The 12,129-nt window shown below is 65.1% G+C and carries 11 protein-coding genes; 4 read left to right on the top strand and 7 right to left on the bottom strand.

All coding sequences use genetic code 11. The features are described 5' to 3' along the window. Positions 1 to 80 precede the first annotated feature (80 nt). From sbmA to glpK, 6 genes are all read right to left on the bottom strand, one after another. A complete protein-coding gene (gene sbmA / locus U8330_RS05130) occupies positions 81 to 1,352 on the bottom strand; it encodes a peptide antibiotic transporter SbmA (protein ID WP_323104054.1) in 1,272 nt (423 codons plus the stop codon). Between the two features lie 198 nt (positions 1,353 to 1,550). Then, entirely contained in the window at positions 1,551 to 2,306 is a 756-nt protein-coding gene (gene map, locus U8330_RS05125) for a type I methionyl aminopeptidase (protein ID WP_323104053.1), read from the bottom strand. Between the two features lie 97 nt (positions 2,307 to 2,403). Beyond that, positions 2,404 to 3,462: an LLM class flavin-dependent oxidoreductase gene (locus U8330_RS05120; RefSeq protein ID WP_323104052.1), complete on the bottom strand. Its 1,059-nt coding sequence runs from the start codon at positions 3,460 to 3,462 to the stop codon at positions 2,404 to 2,406. A 92-nt stretch (positions 3,463 to 3,554) separates the two neighbouring features. Next, on the bottom strand, positions 3,555 to 3,983 hold the full coding sequence (locus U8330_RS05115) for a type II toxin-antitoxin system VapC family toxin (RefSeq protein WP_323104051.1): 429 nt from the start codon (positions 3,981 to 3,983) through the stop codon (positions 3,555 to 3,557). Next, positions 3,983 to 4,273, bottom strand: a complete 291-nt coding sequence (locus U8330_RS05110; RefSeq protein ID WP_323104050.1) for a type II toxin-antitoxin system prevent-host-death family antitoxin — start codon at positions 4,271 to 4,273, stop codon at positions 3,983 to 3,985. Before U8330_RS05110 ends, U8330_RS05115 begins: the two co-directional genes overlap by 1 nt. Positions 4,274 to 4,374: 101 nt before the next feature. Continuing rightward, positions 4,375 to 5,868 (bottom strand): glycerol kinase GlpK, encoded by a 1,494-nt coding sequence (gene glpK / locus U8330_RS05105; protein ID WP_323104049.1) that lies wholly within the window; start codon positions 5,866 to 5,868, stop codon positions 4,375 to 4,377. Between the two features lie 202 nt (positions 5,869 to 6,070). Between glpK and xdhA the strand changes: the two genes are divergently transcribed. From xdhA to xdhC, 3 genes are read left to right on the top strand one after another with little or no spacing between them, the layout of a single operon-like run. After that, positions 6,071 to 7,555 carry a xanthine dehydrogenase small subunit gene (gene xdhA / locus U8330_RS05100; protein ID WP_323104048.1) on the top strand — a complete coding sequence of 495 codons (1,485 nt, stop codon included), beginning with the start codon at positions 6,071 to 6,073 and terminating at the stop codon, positions 7,553 to 7,555. A 54-nt stretch (positions 7,556 to 7,609) separates the two neighbouring features. Further along, a complete protein-coding gene (gene xdhB / locus U8330_RS05095) occupies positions 7,610 to 9,961 on the top strand; it encodes a xanthine dehydrogenase molybdopterin binding subunit (RefSeq protein WP_323104047.1) in 2,352 nt (783 codons plus the stop codon). Between the two features lie 8 nt (positions 9,962 to 9,969). Further along, complete coding sequence (gene xdhC / locus U8330_RS05090; RefSeq protein ID WP_416236819.1) at positions 9,970 to 10,803, top strand: xanthine dehydrogenase accessory protein XdhC; 834 nt, start codon at positions 9,970 to 9,972, stop codon at positions 10,801 to 10,803. Here xdhC and U8330_RS05085 read toward each other — a convergent pair. Continuing rightward, positions 10,779 to 10,982 (bottom strand): hypothetical protein, encoded by a 204-nt coding sequence (locus U8330_RS05085; protein ID WP_323104046.1) that lies wholly within the window; start codon positions 10,980 to 10,982, stop codon positions 10,779 to 10,781. The two genes, xdhC and U8330_RS05085, sit on opposite strands and share 25 nt — an antisense overlap. Positions 10,983 to 11,081: 99 nt before the next feature. Here U8330_RS05085 and U8330_RS05080 point away from each other — a divergent pair, with 99 nt between their 5' ends. Continuing rightward, positions 11,082 to 11,990 carry a LysR substrate-binding domain-containing protein gene (locus tag U8330_RS05080; protein ID WP_323104045.1) on the top strand — a complete coding sequence of 303 codons (909 nt, stop codon included), beginning with the start codon at positions 11,082 to 11,084 and terminating at the stop codon, positions 11,988 to 11,990. The last annotated feature ends 139 nt before the right edge of the window (positions 11,991 to 12,129 follow it).

The raw sequence follows: 12,129 nt of genomic DNA, 5'->3' as shown, positions 1-12,129 counted from the left end.
CCAACGTCCGGCTGCTCGGCAATCACAGGGCAAAGAGCATTTCCGGAGCTTGGGCTTTACCGGAAATGCCCGAGGCCGGGTCAGCGGGCGGCGATGCCGGGTCCGTCTTCGGCCTGACCCTGCATATAGCGCTGGTCGATCTCCGGCAGCGGCTCGCCTTCGATGGCCGCCTCGAAGGCGCGCAGACGCTTGTAGATCGAGAGGAGCTCGACGATCGTTGTCCAGGAATTCACGAGATACTGGAAAGATTCTCGAACCTGACCGAACACGTTCAGGATCTGGTTCATCACGCCGAGCGAGAGCTTGCCGGCGACGATGGAGGGAACGAGGACGAAGGTCCCGAACAGATTGTCCGCCTGCAAGTAGAAGATGCGGGCGATGTTGAAATACATGTAATGGAAGTAGAGGCGGAAGTAATTTTTCCGCACATTGGCGAAGAGCTCCCGTACCGTGATCGGATCGGCGCGGTTCGGATCGTCCTCACCATACACCAGTTCCTTACGATAGGCCGCTTCGACACGCTGGTTCCTGAACTCCAGTCCCGGAAGCTTGATGCCGACCAGAGCGAGGAAAATCGTGCCGAACAGGGCCCAAGAAATGGCCGCCCAAACGAGCGCGTGCGGAATTGCGCCGACGAACGGCAATTCGGTGACGGTGGCCGAGAACTTGAACAGCACCGGCATGAAGGCGATCAGCGTCATGATGGAGCTGACCAGGTTGACGCCAAGCCCCTCCATCGTCCGCGAGAACCGCATCGTATCGTCCTGCACGCGCTGGGAGGCGCCCTCGATGCTGCGAAGCTTGTCCCAGTGGGACATGTAAAAATCGTTCATCGCCGTACGCCAGCGGAAGACATAATGGCTGACGAAGAAAAGGTTGAGCACGCCGACCGTGACGGCAACGAAGGCGATGCCGGCAAAGCCGATCATGCCGATATACAACTGATCCGCCGTGACGGGCGCCGTGCGTGCCAGCGCCTGCTGGATCATGTCATAGAAAGGCCCATACCAGGCATTGATGGCCACGCTGACCTGAACCGAAAAATAAGTGTTGAAGATGATCAATGCCGTGCCGAGGATCGACCAGTTTTGCCAGGGATGCGGCCGATAGGTGAACCAGAAGGCCGCGAACAGCGCGACCATCAGCCCGTAATAGAGATAGAACCACAGGAAGGGCGGTGACCAGAAGACAGATACGCCAATGATCGGCTCCTGTCCTTCGGGCAGCGACGGCAGCCCGATGAGGTTGCCGAACTCGCTGGCGCCTGCGTACCAGGCGGCGATGGCAATCAGAGACCACAGGACGACGGACGGAAAAAAATAACGCGGATAGGGGAAGAAGGAAACGAACAAGGCGCGGGCTTTCGTTGAATGAGCAGCCGGGCGGCCGCGGAGGCGAACGCAGTGCGGCAAAACTAGGCGAAAACCCGCGCCGCAACAATCGTATGCCGCGATCATTACGGCGATTTAATCGGACTTTGCTGAAACGCCGTACCAAGGCACAGAGCGATGGGATGAACCCGCGCGGGAAAGGAGCGCGAAACGGTCACTTCACCCCGCCAGCGTCACCACCAACGGCCCGTTTTTCGTCACCACCACCGTGTGTTCATATTGCACGGTCGGCGCGCGGGGTTCGCTGTAGAGGGTCCAGGGATCGTCGCCGTCGCTCCCCTCCGCCCATTCGGCGCCGAGCGAGAGGAAGGGTTCGATGGTGAAGACCATGCCCTCCTCCATCCGCCGCTTTTCCTGCGGGTCCGGCCAGGTGGCGATTTCGGTCGGGTGTTCGTGGAGCGAGCGGCCGACACCGTGGCTGGAGAGGTTGGTGACGAGCGTATAGCGGTTCTTGCGGGCGAAAGCCCCGATCGCATTGCCGATGGAGGCGAGCGGGCGCCCGCTGCGCACCTCGTTCAGACCGACCCAGAGCGCCCTCTTGCCATCGCGGCACAGGCGCTCGATCTCGCGCTTGACCGGCGGCACGGCGAAGGAGGCGCCGGTATCGGCGAAGAACCCGGCCTTTTCGGCCGACACATCGATATTCACGAGATCGCCCGGCTGAAACACCCGCGGTCCGGGGATGCCGTGAGCCACCTCCTCGTTGACGCTGATGCAGGTGGCGCCCGGGAATTTGTAGGACAGTTCCGGCGCCGACTGCGCACCCGCGTCTTCCAGCAGCTTCCGGCCGATCGCATCGAGCTCGGCCGTGGTCATGCCCGGCTCGATCGCGGCCCCCATGACCGCCACCGCCTCGGCGCAGATGCGGCCGATCTCCTTCAGGCGTTCGAGATCGTCGGCGGACTCAAGGATCATGTCTGGACTTTCGCATTCGAGCAGGCGGCGTCCTGCTCCGGATTGGCTCCGCCCTATCTAGGCCCTGCCAGGCGCGGGATAAAGTGGTTGCGGCCCTTTACTGCGCCGCAACAGGCGCCTCAGCGCTTTCAGCCAGCGCGGCGCGCACGAGCGGCGCCACCTTCGTGCCGTAGAGCTCGATCCCGCGCATGATCTGCGCATGCGGCATCAGGCCGATTGCCATCTGCAGCAGGAAGCGGTCGTTGCGGAAGAGTTTCGCATGGCGGATAATCTTCTCCGCCACCATGTCCGGATCGCCGAGGAACAGATTGCCGCGCGGCGAGATCGCCTGGTCGAACTGGGCGCGGCTCGTCGGCCCCCAGCCCCGCTCGCGGCCGATGCGGTTCATCACCTCCGCCTGAGGACCATAGAACTGATCGGCTGCTGCCTGCGTGCTGTCGGCGATGAAGCCATGCACGTTGACGCTGGTCTTGAGGCGGGAGGGCTCCTGGCCGGCACGCCTCGCGGCCTCGCGGTAAAGCTCGAACAGCGGCGCAAAGCGCGCCGGCTCGCCGCCGATGATGGCAAGCGCCATGGGCAGGCCGAGCGCACCGGCGCGGGCGACCGATTGCGGCGTGCCGCCGACCGCGATCCAGAGCGGCAGCGGATCCTGCAGGGGACGCGGATAGACGCCGCGCCCGTGGATCGCCGACCGCATGGTCCCGGACCAGGTGATGACCGCCTGTTCGCGCAGGTGGATCAGCAGATCGAGCTTTTCGGAGAAGAGATCGTCGTAATCATCGAGCGACTGGCCGAAGAGCGGGAAGGATTCGATGAAGGAGCCGCGGCCGGCCATCATCTCGGCCCGGCCGCCGGACAGAAGATCCAGCGTCGAAAACTGCTGGAAGACCCGCACCGGGTCCTCCGAGGACAGCACCGTCACCGCGCTCGTCAACCGGATGCGCGACGTGCGTGCCGCCGCAGCAGCAAGAATCACGGCAGGGGCCGAGACGGCATAATCCGGGCGGTGATGCTCCCCGAGCCCGAAGACATCGAGGCCGACCTGATCGGCAAGCTCGATCTCCTCGATCAGCTCCCGCAGCCGCCGCTCCCCTTCCCGCCCCTTGTCCGGCGCATTGGGATCGACATCCCCGAATGTGTAAAGCCCCAGTTCCATGGTCTTCGTCCTGCCTGCCTGTCGTTCTTCCTTACATAGGGAGCGAAGGGAGGCTTGCCTATCTCGACGCGTGGAACAGTGCGTTTCCCAAATCAGGTGGAAGCCGTAGACCATGGGTTGAGGAGAGACACGGAAATTGCCTTGAAGTCGGCCGTATTGCGGGTGACCACCGTCAAATCATGCCGCATGGCCGTCGCTGCGATCAGGGCATCATTCTCGGGCCGCTTGTCGGGAACATGCAGCGAGGCGCAGATCTGCGCGATTTCCACATCGATGAACAGAATTCGCTCGGCGAAAAGAGGATAGACCGCATCGGACAGCCAGGCCTTCAACAGTTGCGCCTGACGTGCGTCACGACGGAGCAAGCGGCCATAGCCGATCTCCAGTTCAAGCACCGAGACCACTGAAAGATAAAGTTCCGACGGGGCCGCCCGCTGCAGCCAGGCGGCCACCGCTGCGTCGCACGTTCCTCTTGCGATCTTTCGCATCTCGGACACGACATTCGTGTCGAGCAGAAACATCAGTCGAGGTCCGCCACCCGCGTGTGCCCGTCCGCCGTGCGCGGCGGCAGGTCGAGATCGACCTCGGCCAGAGCTTCGAATTCCGGCTTCGAAAGGGCTGCGTAGGCGGAACGCTTGTCACCGGGCGAAGAGGCCGAAGACGCGCCACCGAGAGCTTCATAATCCTTCAAAGACAGAAGAACATAAGCCGAGCTGCCGTTTTCCGTGATGATCACCGGCCCGCTCTCGGTTGCGCGCACCGCTGCGGAAGCGTCGTTCTGCAGGTCGTGTCGGCTGTAGATCATGGTCATGGGGCACCTCGTCTCCTGGCAAACCAGCCTGCGCGGCAGCGCCTTGATGAGACGAGCCTAATGCAGAGCGGCGGCCGCTTCAAGCGCTGGCTCGCGCTCGGTCAGCCCACCGTCAGGGTCCGCTTTACGGCCTCCTTCCAGCCGCGGATCTTCTCGCGGCGGGTTTTCTCGTCCATCTGCGGTTCGAAGCGCCGATCGCGCGCCCAGGTGCGGGCAAAGGTCTCGCGATCGGGCCAGACGCCGGCCCGGCTGCCGGCCAGCCAGGCCGCGCCGAGCGCCGTTGTTTCCAGGATCACAGGCCGGTCGACGGGCGCATCCAAAAGGTCGGCCAGGCGCTGCATGGTCCAGTCGGAGGCGACCATGCCGCCATCGACGCGCAGAACCGTATCCGCCCCCTCGCTTTTCCAGTCGCGGTGCATGGCGTCGGTCAGGTCGCGGGTCTGGTAGCAGACAGCTTCCAGCGCGGCCTTGGCAAGCTCGGCCGGACCGGTGTTGCGCGTCAGGCCGAAGATGGCGCCGCGGGCATCGGGGTCCCAGTGCGGGGCGCCGAGGCCGGTGAAGGCCGGCACGAGGTAGACGTCCTGGGTAGGGTCCGCCTGATCGGCGAGCGTGCCCGTGTCCGGCGCCGCCTTGATCATCTTCATGCCGTCGCGCAGCCATTGCACGGCAGCGCCGGCCACGAAGATCGACCCTTCCAGCGCATAGGTCGTCTCGCCGTCCAGCCGATAGGCGATCGTCGTCAGCAAACGGTTCTTGGAGCGCACGATGTCGCGCCCGGTGTTCAGCACGGCGAAGCAGCCGGTGCCATAGGTGGATTTGACCATGCCCGGCTCGAAACAGGCCTGGCCGATGGTCGCGGCATGCTGGTCGCCGGCAACCCCGAGGATGGGGATTTCGGCGCCGAACAGGCTCGCCTCGGTCAGTCCGAAATTCGCCGCGCAATCCTTCACCTCCGGCAGCATGGCGCGCGGCACGCGCAGGATTTCGAGGAGATCCTCGTCCCATGCATTGCGGGCGATGTCGTACATCAGCGTGCGCGAAGCGTTGGTGGCATCGGTGAAGAAGGAGCGCCCGCCGGTCAGCCGCCAGATGAGAAACGTATCGATCGTGCCGAACAGAAGATCGCCGCGCGCCGCGCGGGCTCGCGCTCCCTTCACATTGGCGAGCATCCAGGACAGTTTGGTGCCGGAGAAATAGGGGTCGAGCAGCAGGCCGGTCTTGCGCGTGAAGGTCTTTTCCAGACCCTGCTTCTTCAGCTTGTCGCAATAGGCAGCGGTGCGCCGGTCCTGCCAGACGATGGCCGGATGGATCGGCTTGCCTGTCTCCTTCTCCCAGACCACCACCGTTTCGCGCTGGTTCGTGATGCCGATCCCGGCGATCTCATGCGCCTCGATCCCGGCTTTCCTAATGGCCTGGCGAACGGTCTCGACCACGGTGTCCCAGATCTCGTCCGGATCATGCTCGACCCAGCCCGAGCGCGGAAAGTGCTGGGTGAACTCCTTCTGCCCGGAGCCCACCACCCTCTGCGCGCCGTCAAAAACGATCGCCCGCGTCGACGTGGTGCCCTGATCGATCGCCAAGACATAGCCGCTCATGAAATCCTCCCCGGATAGACGCCGCCTCTCCCGCAGCGCATTTCGGAAAAGCTCAACACAACGGCAAAACGAATGTCAAACGAAAATGAAACGCAAGTGCGCGCCGGCGCGGTCGTGCGCGCACGCACCGAGGCCAAAACAGCAATTGTCACGTCGGAACCTTGGGCTTAGTCTGCCTCGACCACGGATTGAAGGCGAACACGTGACGGATTTCTCCCCCACCACCGGTGCCATCCGGTTTCTGCTCAACGACCGCGAAGTCCGGCTCGACACCGTCGGGCCGACGACGACGCTTCTGGATTTCCTGCGGATCGAGCGCCGGCTGACGGGAACGAAGGAGGGCTGCGCCGAAGGCGATTGCGGGGCCTGCACCGTGCTGGTCGGGCGACTGATGGGCGATCGGCTGGTCTATGAGGGCGTAAATGCCTGCATCCGCTTCCTGGGTTCCCTGCATGCCACCCACGTGGTGACGGTCGAGCATCTGGCCGCCCGTGATGGCACGCTGCATCCGGTGCAGCAGGCGATGGTCGATTATCACGGCTCGCAATGCGGCTTCTGCACGCCCGGCTTCGTCATGTCGCTCTATGGGCTGTGGCTTTCCAAGGACAATCCCGGCCGGGCCGACATCGAAAAGGCCCTGCAGGGCAATCTCTGTCGCTGCACCGGCTACGAGCCGATCGTGCGCGCGGCGGAAGCCGTGGCGAAAGCGCGGCCCGACGCCGTGTTCGACCCGATCCTTTCGACCCGCGAAATCGTGCGGATGACGCTCACCGCCATGCGCTCGGACGAGACGATCGCCATCGGACCGGAGGAGGCGCGGCTGATCGTGCCGGGGACGGTCGAGGCGCTGGCCGAAACGCTGGCCACGCATCCGGACGCCACCATCGTCGCCGGCTCCACCGATGTCGGCCTGTGGGTGACGAAGCAGATGCGGCCGATCAACCCGGTCGTCTTCATCACCGGCCTTGCCGAGCTGCAGGGTATCGAGGAGACGCCGGAGGGCATCCGGCTCGGCGCCGGCGTCAGCTATTCGGCAGCCTTTTCCACCCTGTCACAGCGCTTTCCGGCGATGGCCGGGCTGCTGGATCGCCTTGGTGGCGACCAGGTCCGCAACATGGGCACGATCGGCGGCAACATCGCCAATGGCTCGCCGATCGGCGACACCCCGCCGCCGCTGATCGCGCTCGGCGCAGAACTGACCCTGCGCAGCCGCGAAGGCCGGCGAACCCTGCCGCTCGAGCAGTTTTTTCTTGCCTATGGCAAACAGGATCGGCAGCCGGGCGAATTTGTGGAGAGCCTGTTCGTGCCAAGCTTGCCGGCCGGTGAGCACTTTGCCGTCTACAAGATCTCGAAGCGCCGCGACGAGGATATCTCGGCGCTCTGCGGCGCCTTCCGTCTTGCCCTTTCCGACAATGGAACGGTGACGGCCGTGCGGATCGCCTTCGGCGGCATGGCGGGAACGCCGAAGGCGGCCCGCGCGGTCGAGGCGGCGCTGATCGGCAAGATCTGGAGCGAGGAGACGGTGATGGCCGCCCGCCCCGCCTTCGACGAGGACTACCAGCCGCTGACGGATTGGCGGGCGAGCGCCGCCTACCGCGCGCTCACCGCAAAGAACCTGCTGCTGCGCTTCTTCCTCGAAACCACGGGCGCGGCCAGCCAGCTCGTCCGCTTCGAGGCGGCGGAATGACGGGCCGCGGCGGCAAGGCCGGCTTGGGGCAAGGCGAAAGGACGATCTGACACGATGGACACCTCCACCTTCGAGGAACGGCGGCTGATCGCCAAGACAATTGCAGGCCCCATGCATGCCGGGCTGCGCCATGACAGCGCCCACAAGCATGTGGCGGGCAGCGCCGACTATATCGATGATATCGCCGAACCGGCTGGCACGCTGCATGCCGCATTGGGGCTGACCGACCGCGCTCATGCCGAGATCCTCTCGATGGATCTTTCGGCGGTGGAAGCCTATCCGGGCGTCGTTCTGGTGCTGACCGCCAGGGATATCGCCGAGAACGACATCAGCCCCAGCCATCTGCATGACGAGCCGGTCCTGGCAGACGGCACGGTCGAGTTTCACGGCCAGGCTGCCTTCACGGTGATCGCAGAGACGCGCGAGGCGGCGCGGCGCGCAGCACGGCTGGCCCGCATCGAGTACCGGGACCTGCCGCATGTGACGGATGTCGCCGAGGCAAAGGCCGCGGGCATGCCGCTCGTCACCAAGCCGCTGACGCTCGCGCGCGGGGACGCGGCGGCGGCGCTTAAGACCGCGCCGCATCGGCTTTCCGGCCAGATGCGGATCGGCGGGCAGGAGCATTTCTATCTCGAAAGCCATATCGCCTTCGCCATCCCCGGCGAGGATGACGAGATCACCGTCTGGTCGTCCACCCAGCATCCGAGCGAAGTGCAGCATATGGTCGCGCATGTGCTCGGCGTGCCGTCCAATGCGGTCACCGTGCAGGTGCGGCGCATGGGCGGCGGCTTCGGCGGCAAGGAAACGCAGGGCAACCAGTTTGCCGTGCTGGCGGCCGTGGCCGCCAAGCGGCTGAAGCGCCCGGTCAAGCTGCGGCCCGACCGCGACGAGGACATGGCCGGCACCGGCAAGCGCCATGATTTCCTGGTCGACTACGAGGTCGGTTTCGACGAGACCGGCCGCATCGAAGCCGTCTCCGCCAATTACGCCGCGCGCTGCGGCTATTCCTCGGATCTTTCGGGCCCGGTGACCGACCGCGCGCTCTTCCATGCCGACAGCTCCTATTTCTATCCGCATGTGCGGCTGACCTCCGAGCCGCTGAAGACCAACACGGTGTCAAACACGGCCTATCGCGGCTTCGGCGGGCCGCAGGGCATGGTCGGCGGCGAACGGATGATCGAGGAGATCGCCTATGCGCTCGGCAAGGATCCGCTGGAAATCCGCAAGCGCAATTTCTATGGCGACGAGACCGACGGGCGCAACGTCACGCCCTACCACCAGACGGTGACCGACAACATCATCGCCAAACTGGTCGACGAACTGGAAGAGAGTGCCGATTACCAGGCCCGGCGCGCGGCGATCCTCGACTTCAACCGCACAAGCCGCGTCATCCGCAAGGGCATCGCGCTGACGCCGGTCAAGTTCGGCATTTCCTTCACCATGACCGCCTTCAACCAGGCGGGCGCGCTGGTCCATGTCTATCAGGATGGTTCGATCCACCTGAACCATGGCGGCACGGAAATGGGACAGGGGCTCTATACCAAGGTCGCCCAGGTGCTGGCCGACAGTTTCCAGGTCGATATCGACCGGGTGAAGATCACCGCGACGACGACCGCCAAGGTGCCGAACACCTCGGCCACCGCCGCCTCGTCGGGTTCCGACCTCAATGGCATGGCGGCCTACGATGCCGCTCGGCAGATCAAGGACCGGCTGATCGCCTTTGCCGCCGAGCGCTGGCAGACGACGCCGGAGGCGGTGCGTTTCGTGCCGAACCATGTGCAGATCGGCGAGGAGCTGGTGCCCTTCCCCGATTTCATCAAGCTCGCCTATTTCGCCCGCATCCAGCTCTCGGCTGCCGGCTTCTACAAGACGCCGAAGATCCATTGGGATCGCAACACCGGCCGCGGCATGCCCTTCTACTACTTCGCCTATGGGGCATCCTGCTCGGAAGTGTCGATCGACACGCTGACGGGCGAGTATATGGTCGAGCGGGTGGATGTGCTCCACGATGTCGGCAAGTCGCTCAATCCGGCGATCGATATCGGCCAGGTGGAAGGCGCCTTCGTGCAGGGCATGGGCTGGCTGACGACCGAGGAGCTCTGGTGGGACGCGAAGGGTCGCCTGCGCACCCATGCCCCCTCCACCTACAAGATCCCGCTCGCCTCCGACCGGCCGAAGATCTTCAACGTGAAGCTCGCCGATTGGAACGAGAATGCGGAAATGACCATCGGCCGCTCCAAGGCCGTGGGCGAGCCGCCCTTCATGCTGCCGATCTCGGTTCTGGAGGCGATCTCCATGGCGGTGGCCAGTGTGGCCGACTATCGGGAATGCCCGCGGCTCGACACGCCGGCGACGCCGGAGCGGGTGCTGATGGCGGTGGAGCGCCTGCGCGCGGCGCAGGGCTGACCGGCGCCATGGCTGCCATGAGATATGCCGTCGGGGACCTGCGTGCCTTTCTCGACCGCGAATATCCGATTCTCCTGGTCGAGATCCTCGAGGCGAAGGGATCCAGCCCGCGCGAGGCCGGCACCTTCATGCTCGTCTCGCCGACGGATAGCCATGCGACGATCGGCGGCGGCCAGATGGAGTTCATGGCAATCGACCATGCGCGGGCGATCCTGGCCGGCATGAGCACGCAGATGCGGCTCGACATTCCGCTGGGGCCGGAGATCGGCCAGTGCTGCGGCGGACGGGTGACGCTCGGCTTCAGCCGGCTTGACGAGACCGGTATGGCCGCCTTCGACGCGCGGATCGAGGCTCGCCTCTCCGCCATGCCCGAGGTCTGGCTGTTCGGCGCCGGCCATGTCGGCCGGGCCTTGGGCGAAGTCCTGGCGCTGCTGCCGGTCAAGGGCACAGTGGTGGAAACCCGGGCGAGCGAGCTGGCGCTGATGTCGGTCGGCGTGCGCCACCGCCTGGCCGCGATGCCGGAGGCGCTGGTTGCCGAAGCCGCGCCGGGTGCGGCGATCGTCATTCTCACCCATGACCACGCGCTCGACTTCCTGATCGCGCGCGAGGCCCTGGCGCGCGACGATCTCGCCTATGTCGGCATGATCGGCTCCAAGACCAAGCGCGCCACCTTCGCCAGCCAGGCGCGCGAAAGCGGCCTTGCGCAGGCGCGCATCGACCGCCTCGTCCTGCCGATCGGCGGCCGGCAGGTCCCCGACAAGCGCCCCGCCGTCATCGCCGCCATGACGGCCGCCGAGCTCCTGGTGGCACTCAGCAGCTATCGCAGCCAGGGCTCCTCGTAGATCCGCCGGTCGGGACCATCGAGAAAGCCAAGATCGCGCTTGATGTGTTCGGTCAACAGCTCAGGATCGATCCGCGTTGTGCGCGTCTTGAACCGCGCGGCAAGCCGGGCGAGCAGGCCGCGGGTCATGATCGTCGCCGGGCGCGACGGCGTGGTAGACTGGGCAAGGACTTCGGCCACGGATGCACCTCATGGATCAGGAAACTGCTTGCAGTCTCCGTCCGATCATGCTGCAAATCCAATCGAACATCCGTCTCCATCCATCAGGTAAACTGATCCATGAAACTGTCGCGCCGCATTCCGCTCAATGCGCTGCATGTCTTCGAGGCGGTGGCGCGGCTCGGCAGCTTCACCCGCGCTGGTGAAGAGCTCGGCCTGACGCAAACGGCCGTCAGCTACCAGATCAAGCTTTTGGAGGATGGAATCGGCGAGCCGCTCTTCCTGCGCCGCCCGCGCCAGATCGCGCTGACCGAAACCGGCGAGCGCATGCTGCCGAAGGTCACCCAGGGCTTCTCGCTGCTGGCCGAGGCGCTGGCGGAGGCGCGGGACGGCGGGCGCGATACGCTGCACATCAACGCCACACCGACCTTCGCGCTGCAATGGCTGTCGCGTCATCTCGGGGCCTTCCAGCTCCGTCATGCGGCGCTGGCGGTGCGGTTGACGACGACTCAGGAGATCATCGACTTTGCCCGCGAACCGGCCGACCTCGCGCTCCGGGCCGGCAAGGGAGGCTGGCCGGGACTGCGCGAACACCGGCTGATGCCGATCGACTTCTCGCCCATGCTCAGTCCGAGGCTCGTCGAGGCCGTGGGCGGGATCGAGCATCCGCTCGATCTCGTGAAGACACGGCTGATCGATCCCAGCGATCCCTGGTGGCCGATCTGGTTTGACGCCATGGGCGTGCCGAGGCCGGATCTCACCGCCATGACGCCGAGCCGGATGGGCGCGCAGGTCTTCGAAGCGGGGCTGGCGCTCGCCGGTCAGGGCACGGCCATGCTGACGCCGGCTTTCTATGCCGACGATCTGGCAAGCGGCCGCCTTGTCCAGCCCTTTGCCAGAACGGCGAGCGAGGGCCAGTCCTATTTCCTCGTCTATCCCGAGACTCGCGCCAACCTGCCAAAAATCCGCCATTTCCGAGACTGGATTCTCGGCGAATTCGCCGCTCCTCCGGCTGTGCCGCCCCGATAAAACAGGGCGGATGACAACTGCGCCGATGGCCCAAGCGACCCGGCCCGCGCTCGCTTCGCGTCTGTCGGTCAAGAGGACTTCTGGCGCTTGCGAGGTTCCGGTGGTAATATTTCCTACCGATATGACAGGAAGGTGCGAC

Origin of the sequence: Rhizobium sp. CC-YZS058, assembly GCF_034720595.1 — a bacterium.
Classification (GTDB): Bacteria; Pseudomonadota; Alphaproteobacteria; order Rhizobiales; family Rhizobiaceae; genus Ferranicluibacter.
The sequence above is the reverse complement of the archived record's forward strand: the minus strand, read 5'-3'. Positions and strand labels throughout refer to the sequence as shown.

Coding starts and splice junctions, on each gene's coding strand:
- glpK (WP_323104049.1), bottom strand. CDS start 5,868: ATGAGCGGCTATGTCTTGGCGATCGATCAGGGCACCACGTCGACGCGG.
- U8330_RS05110 (WP_323104050.1), bottom strand. CDS start 4,273: ATGACCATGATCTACAGCCGACACGACCTGCAGAACGACGCTTCCGCA.
- U8330_RS05080 (WP_323104045.1), top strand. CDS start 11,082: ATGAAACTGTCGCGCCGCATTCCGCTCAATGCGCTGCATGTCTTCGAG.
- map (WP_323104053.1), bottom strand. CDS start 2,306: ATGATCCTTGAGTCCGCCGACGATCTCGAACGCCTGAAGGAGATCGGC.
- U8330_RS05120 (WP_323104052.1), bottom strand. CDS start 3,462: ATGGAACTGGGGCTTTACACATTCGGGGATGTCGATCCCAATGCGCCG.
- xdhB (WP_323104047.1), top strand. CDS start 7,610: ATGGACACCTCCACCTTCGAGGAACGGCGGCTGATCGCCAAGACAATT.
- U8330_RS05115 (WP_323104051.1), bottom strand. CDS start 3,983: ATGTTTCTGCTCGACACGAATGTCGTGTCCGAGATGCGAAAGATCGCA.
- xdhC (WP_416236819.1), top strand. CDS start 9,970: ATGGCTGCCATGAGATATGCCGTCGGGGACCTGCGTGCCTTTCTCGAC.